This window comes from Lacrimispora sp. (genome assembly GCF_046972725.1).
GTDB lineage: Bacteria > Bacillota > Clostridia > Lachnospirales > Lachnospiraceae > Lacrimispora.
The window spans coordinates 1,594,532-1,607,302 of the sequence record NZ_JBKVXF010000001.1 but is presented as its reverse complement, the minus strand read 5'-3'; the positions used below and the strand labels follow the sequence as shown (position 1 = coordinate 1,607,302).

Sequence of the window (12,771 nt, the reverse complement as noted above, 5' to 3'; positions counted from 1 at the left end):
AAGAAGTTTTACAATCTGCCTGCAGAATTTAAGAAAAAAGAATTGGAGGAGACAATACATATGAGGCTTAGTGCAAGAAACCAGTTAAAAGGAAAAGTAGTGGGAATAGAATCGGGAGCAGTAAATGCCATGGTGACTTTGGACGTGGGAGGCGGTAACATCATTACTGCTACGGTTTCCCTGGCGGCAGTGGAAGACTTAGGACTGGAAGTGGGAAAAGATGCGTATGCCATAATAAAAGCAACTTCCGTAATGGTGGGAGTAAACTAAACGGAAATGCAAAAGAAGGAGCTGGAAATCCAGCTCTTTTTTCTGATTTTACGGAACAGAAAGTAACATTTGTATAGAATGATAAAAAAATTGCGGCTCGCATTTGTATATAGTGCTGTATTGAATTCAGGAATCAAAACAGATATAGTTATAGCAACCTAAGTGGTCGACGAAACTTAGTAATTTTTCATTTTCTATTCACGAAGAGGTGGAATGGCAGGATACCCAATGTATCCGCCTTCTGCCTCTTTTTTCATGTAAGGAGGAATTGGTATGAGACAGGTTGCAATTTATGGAAAAGGCGGTATCGGTAAATCTACAACAACCCAGAATCTGACAGCAGGTCTTGCGGAAATGGGCAAGCACATTATGATTGTAGGATGCGATCCCAAAGCAGATTCTACCAGGCTGGTTCTTGGAGGTCTGGCACAGAAGACGGTTCTTGATACTCTTCGCGATGAAGGCGATGACATTGAGCTGGAGGCTGTTATGAAAGAAGGGTATGCCGGAATCAAAGGCGTGGAATCCGGCGGACCGGAGCCAGGAGTTGGCTGTGCAGGAAGAGGAATCATTACTTCCATTAACTTGCTGGAGCAGCTTGGTGCTTACACCGATGATCTGGATTACGTTTTTTATGATGTATTGGGCGACGTTGTCTGCGGAGGGTTCGCAATGCCGATCAGAGAAGGAAAAGCCCAGGAGATTTATATCGTATGTTCCGGTGAAATGATGGCATTGTATGCGGCAAATAATATTTCCAAGGGAATCTCCAAATATGCAAAGACCGGAGGCGTAAGACTTGGGGGGCTGATCTGCAATTCCAGAAAAGTAGATAAAGAACAGGATCTGGTGGAAGCCGTAGCGGCAAAAATCGGAACTCAGATGATTCATTTCGTTCCCAGGGACAATGCAGTACAGAGAGCGGAGATCAGAAAAAGAACCGTTATCGACTTTTCACCGGAAGAGACTCAGGCAGATGAGTACCGGACGCTGGCAAGAAAAGTGGATGGCAACGAAATGTTCGTAATTCCAAATCCTATGAAGATTGATGAGTTGGAAGAGATCCTTATGCAGTACGGAGTTATGGATTAACAGAGAAAAGAAAGGGGAAGAAGGTATGATTTTGGTGAGAGCAATCATTCGTCCGGAAAAGGCGGATTATGTTATGAAGGAGGCTGCCGAAGCAGGGTTTCAGGCAGTGACTAAGATGGATGTGTATGGACGTGGTAAACAAAAAGGAATTACAGTAGGAGAGATTCATTACGACGAGATTCCAAAAGAAATGCTTCTGTTTTTCTGCAATGATGAGGACAAAGACGATTTGGTAAAGGTGATATTAAGAACAGCCAAAACCGGAGAAGGCAATTACGGAGACGGACGTATCTTTATATCTCCCATGGAAGAAGCGTATACCATCAGCACCGGAAAGAAGGGACTTTAAAAAAGGCTTTTGAAAGAAAGGAATGATTATTATGAAAGAAGTAATGGCATTTATCCGTGTCAATAAAATCAATCCCACAAAAAAGGCCTTGGCAGAAGGCGGGTTTCCTGCCTTTACCTGCAGATCGGTGCTGGGCAGAGGAAAAAAACGGATCGATCCGGAACTGCTTACTCTGGTCATGGAGAGCGGAGAACTGCCCATGACTCCCCAGGGAGAGCATTTGACAGAATCCTTCCGGTGGATACCAAAACGGATGCTGACTCTGATTGTGGATGATGAACAGGTAAAAGACGTAGTAGATATTTTGATAAAAGCAAACCAGACGGGAAATCCGGGCGACGGGAAAATATTTGTGCTTCCAATTTTTGAAGCTTATACCGTCAGAAGCGGAGAACACACCATGGATGCTTATTGACGGGGAGGTGAAGGCTATGGCAAAAGAGAGAGATTTATTACTGGATAAGTATTCATCCAGAGTATTTAAAAACAGAAAAAGTCATATTACACAGCTGGAATTTGCAGACAAACCGGATGAGATCGCTGCCAATACCAGAGCAATACCGGGAATCGTAACCGCCAGAGGCTGCTGCTACGCGGGCTGCAAAGGCGTTGTAATCGGTCCTATGAAAGATTCCGTGGTCATTACCCACGGTCCCATCGGCTGTGCATTTTATACATGGGGAACGAGAAGAAACAAGGCAAAGCCTTCCTATGAGGGAGAACCTAATTTTGTTCCGTATTCCTTCTGTACCGATATGAGGGCACCGGATATCGTATTCGGAGGAGAAAAAAAGCTGGAAGAAGGAATCGATGAGATCATGCGGCTTTTTAATCCCAAATGTATATTCATCTGCTCCACCTGTCCCATTGGTCTTATTGGCGACGATGTACAGGCGGTAGCAAGACGGGTAGAAGAAAAATACGGAATTACGGCAATTGGCTATTCCTGCGAAGGCTATAAGGGAGTATCCCAGTCGGCAGGACACCATATTGCAAATAATGGTCTGATGCGCTATGTCATTGGAAAAGGGGAAGAAGCACCAAAAGGCAAATACAGTGTCAATTTACTGGGCGAGTATAATATTGGCGGTGACGGCTGGGAACAGGAACGGATTTTAAAGAAGATCGGTTATGAAGTGGTTTCTGTATTTACCGGTGACGGCTCTTATGAGACCGTTAAGAATTCCCATCTGGCGGATTTGAATCTTGTCATGTGCCACCGGTCTATTAATTACATAGCAGAAATGATGAAGACAAAATACGGCATAGACTGGATAAAAGTGAATTTTATCGGAGTGGGGGGAACCTGCAAATCTCTTCGTATGATAGCAAAATATTTTAACGATCCGGAGCTTATCCGCAGGACCGAAGAAGTGATCGCAGAAGAATTGGCAGAAATCAGCGAGGACATGGAATATTACAAGTCCAAATTAAAAGGAAAGACAGCCGGTATCTTTGTAGGAGGTTCCAGGTCCCATCATTACCAGATGCTTTTAAGAGATTTTGGCATGGAAACCACCATTGCAGGCTATGAGTTTGCCCACCGGGACGATTATGAGGGGCGGGATATCATCCCCCAGATCAAGGCAGATGCGGACTCTAAAAATATCGAAGAGATCACGGTGGAACGGGAGCCTGGCTATAAAGACCGGTACTCCGAAGAAGAGATGAAAAAGATGCGGGAAGAAGGAATAGAGCTGGATACCTATGACGGTATGATAAAAGATATGAAAAAAGGTTACATGGTTGTGGATGACTACAATATGTTTGAGACCGACCAGCTCATTGAGGAATACAAACCGGATATATTCTTCTCCGGAATTAAGGATAAATATGCCATACAGCATGGGGGAGTGGTGTCACGGCAGATGCATTCTTACGATTATTCAGGACCCTATGCAGGCTTTCGGGGAGCAGTGATATTCGGAAGAGATGTGGTTATGAGTCTTTATACCAATGCCTGGGCGCTGGTGAAGCCGCCGTGGAAAACCACACCCATGATTGAAGGAACATTAGGAGGTGTAGGCTGATGCTTGAATTGACCCCAAAAGAAATTATGGAAAAACGTCATATGACCATCAATCCCTGTAAGACGTGTGAACCGGTAGGAGCCATGTTCTGTGCACTTGGTGCAGAAAAATGCATGCCTCATTCCCATGGTTCCCAGGGCTGCTGTTCCTATCACAGAACGGTGTTGAGCCGCCATTTTAAGGAACCGGCCATTGCTTCCAGCAGTTCCTTTACGGAAGGTGCTTCCGTATTTGGAGGGCGCAGTAACATCACCACTGCAATGAAGAATGTATTTGATATCTACAATCCGGATATTATGGCCATTCACAGCACCTGCCTTTCAGAAACCATCGGAGACGATGTAAACTCTTACATTATGGATATGGAGATTCCGGAAGGAAAGACGGTTTTGTTTGCCAGCACCCCTTCTTATGAAGGATCCCATATACAGGGCTTTTCCAATATGATGATCGGATTCATGAAGTATATGACAAAAAAGCAGGGAGAGCCAAATGGAAAGGTTGCCATTTTCCCCGGCTGGGTCAATCCTGGCGATGACCGGGAATTAAAAAGGCTTGCCAGATTGATGGGGGCAGAGTTTATCTATTTCCCGGATCATGACGGAACTTTAGATCACCCCATGGATGGCAAAAATGAATATTTCCACAGTCATGCGGGAACGTCTGCAGAGGATATCCGCTCGCTTGGAGACTGTGAAAAGCTGATTTCCATGGGAACCTATTGCACCCTGGAGCCTTCGGAGTATATGAAAAAGGAATATAAGATTCCATTTTCCAACATTCCGGTTCCGGTTGGAGTAAAGCTGACGGATCAGTATCTTCTGGAACTGCAGAAGTTCACAAAGAATGAGGTTCCTAAGGAACTGGAAGACGAGCGGGGAAGACTGGTGGATTTGATGCTTGATGCGCACCAGTATGTATATAAGAAGAAAGTCGCCATTTATGGGGATCCGGATATTGTATATGGTTTTACCGCTTTGTGTCTGGAGCTTGGAATGAGTCCCAGATACATCATTACCGGTACCCCCAAAGAACGGTGGGAGCGGGAGATCAAAGCGCTGATGGATCAGTACGGAGTGGATGAAAGTGAATATGTGGTCAAAGCCGATACGGACTTATTCTATCTTCACCAGCTGATCAAAAACGAATCCGTCGATCTGCTGCTGGGCTCAAGCTATGGAAAGCAGATTGCAAAGGCAGAGGATATTCCTATGGTACGAATGGGGTTTCCGGTACTGGACCGGTATGGGAATCCGATACAGGCAACGGTGGGATACGCCGGAGGAATCCGGTATGTGGAGAAAATCGTAGATGCGATGATGGACCGTAAAGACAGGGATGCGGCAGATGAAGATTTTGATGTAGTTATGTAAATCAGAAAACCAGGGAACCAGGGAGGGAGCCGCACCCTCCCTGTTGTTGTATTTTATCAGGGTACTGTTTGAAAGGAGCATGGTCATGGAAACGGAAAACAATAACAGAAATATTCTGGACGCCAGAAAGAGTTCCATTGTAATAAAAGACAGCTGCAGCGGTGCCAAAGGCGGAATCTGCTGCGACAGCAACAGTGTATCCGGTTCCGTGTCTCAGAGAGCCTGTGTATATTGCGGAGCCAGGGTTGTCCTAAATCCGATCACTGATGCATATCATATTGTGCATGGTCCCATCGGCTGTTCCAGTTATACCTGGGATATCAGAGGGTCCTTAACCAGCGGAGAAGACATTTACCGGAACAGCTTTTCTACGGATTTACAGGAAACGGATATTATCTTCGGCGGAATAAAAAAACTGGAAGCAGCTGTCGATGAGCTGATGGAAAAGCAAGAGAATGTAAAGCTGATTTTTATCTATGCCACCTGTATTGTAGGGGTCATCGGTGATGATGTGGAAGCGCTGTGCAGAATGAAATCGGATCAGTATGGCATACCTGTAATTCCAGTCAAATCTCCGGGATTTTCCGGTAACAAATCCACCGGATACCGTATGGCATGCGATGCCATTATGAGCGTTCTTCTTCCATATAAAAGTGAGCAAAAGAGAAAAGCCATCAATATATTAGGTGATTTCAATCTGGCTGGAGAGATGTGGATTATTAAAAACTATCTGAAGGAAATGGGAATCGATGTGATCTCCGGTTTTACGGGAGATACCTGTTATGAGGATATGATCGAAGCTCCCAAGGCAGCCTTAAACATTGTCCAGTGTGCAGGTTCCAGCACTTATCTGGCAAACCGTATGGAAGAAGAATTTGGAATCCCGTTTCTTAAAGTCAGCTTTTTTGGGATTGAAGACACCACCGCTTCCTTGATCCGTGTGGCAGAAGCCCTTGGAGACGAAGCGGCGAGAACAAAGGCAATCGAATTTTGTTCCCGTAAGGAAGCAGAACTGGCCGGATTTTTAGACCGGTACCGGGGGAATCTGGAAGGCAAAAAGGCTGCCATCTATGTGGGCGGAGGGTTTAAAGCCATATCCCTGATCCGTCAGTTTAAGGCCATGGGAATTGAGACCGTGGTAGTTGGAACACAGACAGGAAAAAAAGAAGATTACGAAATCATAGAAAGTCTGGTGGAGCCGGATACCATAATCCTTGATGATGCAAACCCTGCGGAGCTTGAGACCTTCATGAAGGAAAAAGGAGCGGATATCCTGGTGGGAGGAGTAAAGGAAAGACCTCTGGCTTATAAATTGGGAATTGCCTTCTGCGATCATAACCACGAAAGAAAGTATCCATTGGCTGGTTTTGAGGGTGTTTATAACTTTACCATGGAGATCAATAAAAGTATGAATAGTCCGGTATGGGAATATGCAGGCTGACAGAAAGGCGGAATGACGATGAAAAGTAAGGTAGAACCTCTTGTAAATTTAAACACCAATCCATGCAAAATGTGCATGCCCATGGGAAGCGCCACCGCTTTTTATGGCCTTAAGAACTGCATGACCATACTCCACGGCTCCCAGGGGTGCGCAACTTATATCCGAAGGCATATGGCAACCCATTATAATGAACCGGTGGACATTGCTTCCTCCTCCTTAACGGAACAGGGAACGGTTTACGGCGGCAGTGACAACTTAAAGAAGGGCTTAAAAAATCTGATTGAGCTTTATCATCCGGATATTATAGGAGTGATGACTACCTGTCTGGCTGAAACCATCGGGGAGGACGTACCGGGGATATTGGATACATTTCTGGAGGAAAATCCGGAATACCACGATATTACACTGATTCCCTGTCCGTCGCCGGGATACGGCGGAAGCCAGTATGAGGGATACTTTGCCGCACTTTATGCAATTGTTTCTACTATAGAAATGAGCGGAGAGAAACACGCACAGGTAAATGTTGTGACTGCTCCCATCAGTCCGGCAGATACCAGATATATAAAAACGATGTTAAGTCTCTTTGGGATAAATGCCATTCTCCTGCCGGATCTATCCGAAAATCTGGATGGAGTCCATGATAAGGAATATAACCGCCTTCCTCATTACGGAACGGATATTGCCGATTTAAAAAAAATGGGAGGAGCAAAGCTGACTCTGGAATTGACCGGGTTTGAGCGAAAGAATTCTGTAGCGGAATACTTATTGAATACCTATGGCGTTCCGTATATCAGACTCCCCCTGCCGGTTGGATTAAGAGATACGGACATCTTTTTAAAAACTCTTTCCGATATTTCCGGGAAAGAAATTCCCCAGGAGCTAAAGAAGGAAAGGGGGCGTTATCTGGATGCCATGATCGATTCCCACAAGTACAATTCTGCAGGAAGAGCCGCCGTATTCGGAGAACCGGATCAGGTATATTCTACGGTGCGCATGATGTGCGAATGCGGCATTATGCCGGTGGTGTGTGCAACAGGGTCCGCCTGTCCGGAACTTGTAAAAAAAGCCGGTCCGGAGATTGAAAAGTTAGGAAAACGGTATCTGTCAGAAGATTTTAAAATCGCTGACAAAGCAGACTTTAAAGATATTGAGGCCATGGTCATCTCCTGTCAGGCGAATATTCTGGTTGGGAATTCCGACGGGCGGAGAATCGCAGAGGATTTGAAGCTTCCCCTGGTCCGCAGAGGATTTCCCATTCATGACCATGTGGGAGGCCAGCGGTTACGGATGCTTGGATACGGCGGTTCCATGGAGTATATGGATGAAATTTCCAATCATCTGATTGATACCACAGAAACCACCTTTCGGGAGGTTCTTTATGATACCTATTATAAAAATAGTCTGATTGAAGAAGAAAAAAGAGAAAAACAGAAGAAAGAGGAACAAAAAATCGTACAGCGAAAAATGACAGAGACACAAGAAGAAGTGATGAAACGTAAGACCTTGGAACATCCCTGCTACAACTGCAAAGGCCACAAGTTTGCCAGGATCCATCTTCCGGTTGCCCCCGCCTGCAATGTCCAGTGCAGCTACTGTGTCAGAAAGTTCGATTGCCCCAATGAGAGCCGTCCGGGAGTCACTTCCTCCATTCTGACCCCGCAGGAAGCACTGGAACGGTATCTTCTGGTCAAAAAAAAGCTGCCAAACTTGACTGTAGTGGGCATTGCCGGACCGGGAGAGGCTTTGGAAAACTGGGAGAGCGTCAAATCGGTTTTTGAAATGATAAGAGAGCAGGACCCGGATGTGACCTTCTGCCTTTCCACCAATGGATTAAAACTTCCCATGTATGCGGAAGAACTGGCCCGTCTTTCCGTATCCCATGTAACAGTCACCTTAAATGCGGTGGACCCTCATATCAGCGGTCAGATGTATCAGTATATCCGGTTCATGGGAAAAGAGTACCGGGGAGATGCGGCAGGGGCCATTATGGTAGCAAACCAGCTTGCCGGAATCCGTCTATTGATTGCAAACGGCGTTCTGGTAAAGGTGAATATCGTGACGGTCAAAGGGATCAATGACAGTCATGTGCCGGAAGTGGTAAAGACCGTAAAAGACATGGGCTGCTTTATTACCAACATCATGCAGATGATTCCTGTGGAAGGAAGCGCATTTGAGCTTGTGGAGCCCATTTCCAATAAACAGCTGACAGAACTGAGAAAACAGTGTGAGGAGATCATGCCTCAGATGTATCACTGCCAGCACTGCCGGGCAGATGCGGTAGGAACTCTTACGGATGATAAATCCATTGAATTGAAAGGATTTTTATCAGAAGAACCCAAAGAGCCGGAGCCTGTTTCCAAAAGCTACCGGTTTGCAGTGGCATCTCAAAGCGGTGTGATCGTTGATACTCATTTCGGTCATGCAAAGGAATTTTATCTGTATGATTATAAGAACGGAGAAGTCCGTTTCGCAGGAAAACGCAAGGTGGAGCAGTATTGCAGCGGAGAAGAGTACTGCGGAGAGAAAGAAGATAAAATGGAACTGCTGTTAAAGGCACTTAGCGGCTGCAATGGTGTCATTGCCATGCGGATCGGCATGGAGCCAAAGAAAAAGCTGGCACAGCTTGGCATTAAACCGGTAAATACGTATGACATGATTGAAGATGCGGTAAAAAAGGCAGCAGCAGCTATGTAAAGAGGGAAAGAGGAGGAGTCAAATGGTACAGCCCAAATATCATGTATTAATCTGCACCAGCTGCAGAATAAACGGAACCCAGAAAGGAATGTGCTACCAGAAAGGCGGGGTGGATTTGATCCAGTCCTTTATGCAGGAGATCGAAGACCGGGAATTATCCGGCGAGGTGGTCATTAATAATACCGGCTGTTTTGGTATCTGCGAGAAGGGACCTGTGGTGGTGGTATACCCGGAAGGCGTCTGGTACGGGAATGTGACAGAAGACGATGTGGAACGGATATTTGATGAACATTTTGAAGGAGGAACACCGGTTGCGGATTTAATGATCTGACAGGGCCGCATGAAAAAAAGAGGGGGTGCTTTATGATGAAGATTATAGATGCCACACTTGCTATGCTTGATGATTATTCCCTGACAAAGAAACTGGTTTTGGATTTTGTCAGGACGTTAAAAAGTCTCTCTGTTTCCTGTGTTGTTATATCACCAAGGATTTACCATCTCTTAAGCGGGGAATTACCGGAGGAAATCATCTATTATATGGAGCTTCCCAACTTAAGGGAGAGCAGTAAATATCCGGGGATATCGTATTTTCTGTCTTCCTTTTGCGATGGTACGGGAAAGAGTATACGCAATATACAGGTCAATGACGTATCGGAATTAAAAGGTCTGGAGGGCATGGAACCGGATCAGAAACTGAGGCTTACGGGGCTCGATGACTTGCTGTTCTATGAAAGCCGGGATATTTATGAGCGGGGAATGAAGCTGCTTATGCGGGTTTCCCCCATTCTTTATCCGGAGGATTCCTATTACTGTGCATCTGCCATTGCCGCTGATTACTTACAATATCATCACAACGGAACGGTAATGACCACATTTACCGGAATCGGCAATAAGGCGGCCACGGAACAGGTGATTTTGGCCATGCGGGTGGTGGAACGGTATAAACCAAACCACAGCTTTGAAAAACTGACAGAACTGAGAAACCTTTTTGAACAGATGACAAACTCTGAAATTCCAGCCCATACTCCGGTAATCGGCCGGAAAATATTTCATATTGAATCCGGCATTCATGTGGATGGTGTATTAAAAAAGCCCTCAAACTATGAATCCTTTCCCCCGGAGCTTGTAGGAGCGTCAAGAAAAGTGGTTTTGGGGAAGCATTCCGGAGGGACCTCCATACGCTACAAGTTAAAGCAGCTTCAACGGAAAGAGAACTACGATGTGGAACAGCTGCTTGAAATGGTGAAGCGAAAAAGTATAAAAAAGGGCGGAGAAGTAACCGATGAAGAGTTTTTAACGATTATGAGCGAGTGTGAAAAATATGAAAAGACGAATCAAGATTGTTGATACCACCCTTCGTGACGGGGAGCAGTGTCCAGGTGTCGTATTTTCTCCATCAGATAAGATCAGGCTGGCTCTTTGTTTAGACCGTATCGGAGTTTATGAAATTGAAGCTGGAATTTATGATACCGGAACGGAAGGGATTAACTACATCAGTGAGATCATGAAGCTGAAAAAACAGGCCAAAATATCTGTGTGGTCCCGGTTAAATGCCCAAAATGTAGAGGAATCCGCCAGGCAGAAACCGGATCTGATCCATATCGGAACTCCCGTCTCCTATGCTCAGATCTATAATAAGATCGGAAAAAATAAGAAGTGGATTGAGAATACACTTCTGGAATGCATTCAGGTGGCAAAGGATTATAACATCCCAATAACCGTGGGGCTTGAGGATGCATCGAGAGCTGATGTGGCATTTTTGATTTCTTTGATCCGGCTCATTCGCCAGCAGGGAGTGGAAAGCATAAGGCTGGCGGATACGGTGGGCGTATTATTTCCAAGGAGAGCATGGGAGATGATCCGGGAGATCAAGCAGACCGGAATCCAGGTGGAGGTCCATGAACACAATGATTTTGGCATGGCAGTTGCAAATTCCATGGTCATGGCGCTTGCAGGCGCAGATATGGTTGACGGTACTTTAATGGGAATCGGTGAAAGGGCAGGAAACTGCAACCTTTATGAATTTGTTCATGGAGCAAACCGGAAATTTGATTCTGGAGTGAGCAGCCTGGATATTAAGAAAGCAGAAGATATTTTAAAATCCATAATGACAGGAGGGAAAGCCGATGATCCGTCAGATAAAATATGAAGATGGAAAAAGAAAGATGGCAGAAGGAATCCGGAGTCTTTGCCGCGTGCTCTCTCTGGAAGGCGGGATTTTAGTAAATGGAGCTTACAGTTTTTCTGCCGCAGAGGTGGCAAAGGAGCTGGAAGGAAAAGACCTGTTTTTTAACCAGGGAATCCGCCTTGCCTGTGCAGCCATAAACGAGATCAATGTGACAGCCGGATGCGGAACCAGGGAGACAGCCCGTATGATGGGCGCTTTACTTTCTGTCTGTGAACGAAATGTGGCTTCCGGAATCAGTCCGGTTATTCTGGCAAAAGAATTAAAACGCGCGGCAGACGCACTGGAAGCAGCCGTTAAGGCAGGCTCCTATTCCTCCAGACAGTCAAAAGAAGAATTGATTCTGCAGATCACCAGGAATCCTGAAACTGCCCGAATGATTCTTTGCGGGACCGAAGCCGGGGAACTTGTGGTGAAAGAATCCATGTATGCGGACACAAGGCTTGATATCACCAGAGGGATGCGCCTTGACAGTCCTCTGGCAGTGGGAGGATGCGGGACCTTTGCAGAGGTACTGGTGCTTGTAATAAACCGCACCCTTTCCTCCTTTCGGGAGCTTTATCCCCTGCTTCAAAAACTGGGACAGCAAAAGCTGTTCATTCTCGCAGATCAGATCGAAGGGGAGGCCCTGTCCCTCCTGTCTGCCAATGTGAAACAGGACCGTATCCGGGTATGGGCAATAAAAGCACCTGGTGCGGGACGGAGAAAAGAAGATATTATGGGAGATGTGGCTGCCTTAACCGGTACAAAGGTTTTTGACGGCGTCTACCCATGCGGATTAGAGGAACTCCCGGTTCAGATGCTTGGAAAAGCGAAAGTCTTAACCGTGGAAGGACAGTATACGGTAATAGACGCAGATGCCGGCCGGGATGTGGTCCAAAACCGTATGGCAGGCATAAAACAAAGGCTTGATGATCCTGAAACCAATTATTACGATAAGCAGAAATTAAGAGAGCGGCTGGCTGCCCTAAACGGAACCGCACCGGTGATTTATGCCGGAGGAAATACACTTTCTCAGTCCAGAGAAGAGAAACGAAGGTTGGAATATGCAGTTGCCTACGCCCAGACCATAGAGCGTTACGGCGTATTTAGAATCAAAGACCTATGCTCCCTTTCTTTTCAAAACGAGTCAGAAAAAATTCTTTTAGAGGTCATGCGCAAAAGTCTGGGCAGTGAGGAAATCAGTGCCTGGCTTTTGGTTTTAATGATTCAAAAGGTCTGCGGTCTGATGGTGATGTGGCTGACAACGGGGGCGGTTATGGTGAGTACGGGCTACGACAGGGAAGATATGGAACTGATAAAAAACGGTGTGGATGTAGAAAGGTTAAGGGGCTGAA

Annotated in this window: 12 protein-coding genes; all 12 read left to right on the top strand. The window is 45.9% G+C overall.

The features are described from left to right. The first annotated feature begins 60 nt into the window (after positions 1–60). Positions 61–270 (top strand): TOBE domain-containing protein, encoded by a 210-nt coding sequence (locus tag ACLTWA_RS07685; RefSeq protein ID WP_412327029.1) that lies wholly within the window; start codon positions 61–63, stop codon positions 268–270. A 267-nt stretch (positions 271–537) separates the two neighbouring features. Beyond that, positions 538–1,362, top strand: a complete 825-nt coding sequence (gene nifH / locus ACLTWA_RS07680; protein ID WP_412327201.1) for a nitrogenase iron protein — start codon at positions 538–540, stop codon at positions 1,360–1,362. A gap of 25 nt (positions 1,363–1,387) precedes the next feature. Further along, the gene (locus ACLTWA_RS07675; RefSeq protein WP_412327028.1) at positions 1,388–1,711 is read left to right on the top strand and encodes a P-II family nitrogen regulator; all 324 of its coding nucleotides are present in this window, start codon (positions 1,388–1,390) and stop codon (positions 1,709–1,711) included. A gap of 31 nt (positions 1,712–1,742) precedes the next feature. Next, on the top strand, positions 1,743–2,126 hold the full coding sequence (locus tag ACLTWA_RS07670; RefSeq protein WP_412327027.1) for a P-II family nitrogen regulator: 384 nt from the start codon (positions 1,743–1,745) through the stop codon (positions 2,124–2,126). A 16-nt stretch (positions 2,127–2,142) separates the two neighbouring features. Next, the gene (locus tag ACLTWA_RS07665; protein ID WP_412327026.1) at positions 2,143–3,741 is read left to right on the top strand and encodes a nitrogenase component I subunit alpha; all 1,599 of its coding nucleotides are present in this window, start codon (positions 2,143–2,145) and stop codon (positions 3,739–3,741) included. After that, complete coding sequence (locus tag ACLTWA_RS07660) at positions 3,741–5,114, top strand: nitrogenase component 1 (RefSeq protein WP_412327025.1); 1,374 nt, start codon at positions 3,741–3,743, stop codon at positions 5,112–5,114. The genes ACLTWA_RS07665 and ACLTWA_RS07660 overlap by 1 nt, the downstream gene beginning before the upstream one ends. An 85-nt stretch (positions 5,115–5,199) precedes the next feature. After that, positions 5,200–6,555: a nitrogenase iron-molybdenum cofactor biosynthesis protein NifE gene (nifE, locus tag ACLTWA_RS07655; RefSeq protein ID WP_412327024.1), complete on the top strand. Its 1,356-nt coding sequence runs from the start codon at positions 5,200–5,202 to the stop codon at positions 6,553–6,555. Positions 6,556–6,573: 18 nt separating this feature from the next. After that, positions 6,574–9,249, top strand: coding sequence for a nitrogenase component 1 (locus ACLTWA_RS07650; protein WP_412327023.1), 2,676 nt, complete (start codon positions 6,574–6,576; stop codon positions 9,247–9,249). Positions 9,250–9,271: 22 nt separating this feature from the next. After that, the gene (locus ACLTWA_RS07645; RefSeq protein WP_412327022.1) at positions 9,272–9,580 is read left to right on the top strand and encodes a 2Fe-2S ferredoxin; all 309 of its coding nucleotides are present in this window, start codon (positions 9,272–9,274) and stop codon (positions 9,578–9,580) included. A gap of 32 nt (positions 9,581–9,612) precedes the next feature. Then, a complete protein-coding gene (locus ACLTWA_RS07640) occupies positions 9,613–10,596 on the top strand; it encodes a hypothetical protein (protein ID WP_412327021.1) in 984 nt (327 codons plus the stop codon). Further along, positions 10,571–11,398, top strand: a complete 828-nt coding sequence (locus ACLTWA_RS07635; protein WP_412327020.1) for a homocitrate synthase — start codon at positions 10,571–10,573, stop codon at positions 11,396–11,398. The genes ACLTWA_RS07640 and ACLTWA_RS07635 overlap by 26 nt, the downstream gene beginning before the upstream one ends. Further along, on the top strand, positions 11,376–12,770 hold the full coding sequence (locus ACLTWA_RS07630) for a hypothetical protein (protein ID WP_412327019.1): 1,395 nt from the start codon (positions 11,376–11,378) through the stop codon (positions 12,768–12,770). Before ACLTWA_RS07635 ends, ACLTWA_RS07630 begins: the two co-directional genes overlap by 23 nt. The last annotated feature ends 1 nt before the right edge of the window (position 12,771 follow it).

What these genes read in the sequence shown, in the direction of transcription:
- ACLTWA_RS07635 (WP_412327020.1), top strand. Translation starts at nt 10,571, where the DNA reads ATGAAAAGACGAATCAAGATTGTTGATACCACCCTTCGTGACGGGGAG.
- ACLTWA_RS07670 (WP_412327027.1), top strand. Translation starts at nt 1,743, where the DNA reads ATGAAAGAAGTAATGGCATTTATCCGTGTCAATAAAATCAATCCCACA.
- ACLTWA_RS07685 (WP_412327029.1), top strand. Translation starts at nt 61, where the DNA reads ATGAGGCTTAGTGCAAGAAACCAGTTAAAAGGAAAAGTAGTGGGAATA.
- ACLTWA_RS07640 (WP_412327021.1), top strand. Translation starts at nt 9,613, where the DNA reads ATGATGAAGATTATAGATGCCACACTTGCTATGCTTGATGATTATTCC.
- nifE (WP_412327024.1), top strand. Translation starts at nt 5,200, where the DNA reads ATGGAAACGGAAAACAATAACAGAAATATTCTGGACGCCAGAAAGAGT.
- ACLTWA_RS07630 (WP_412327019.1), top strand. Translation starts at nt 11,376, where the DNA reads ATGATCCGTCAGATAAAATATGAAGATGGAAAAAGAAAGATGGCAGAA.
- ACLTWA_RS07665 (WP_412327026.1), top strand. Translation starts at nt 2,143, where the DNA reads ATGGCAAAAGAGAGAGATTTATTACTGGATAAGTATTCATCCAGAGTA.
- ACLTWA_RS07660 (WP_412327025.1), top strand. Translation starts at nt 3,741, where the DNA reads ATGCTTGAATTGACCCCAAAAGAAATTATGGAAAAACGTCATATGACC.
- ACLTWA_RS07645 (WP_412327022.1), top strand. Translation starts at nt 9,272, where the DNA reads ATGGTACAGCCCAAATATCATGTATTAATCTGCACCAGCTGCAGAATA.
- ACLTWA_RS07650 (WP_412327023.1), top strand. Translation starts at nt 6,574, where the DNA reads ATGAAAAGTAAGGTAGAACCTCTTGTAAATTTAAACACCAATCCATGC.
- ACLTWA_RS07675 (WP_412327028.1), top strand. Translation starts at nt 1,388, where the DNA reads ATGATTTTGGTGAGAGCAATCATTCGTCCGGAAAAGGCGGATTATGTT.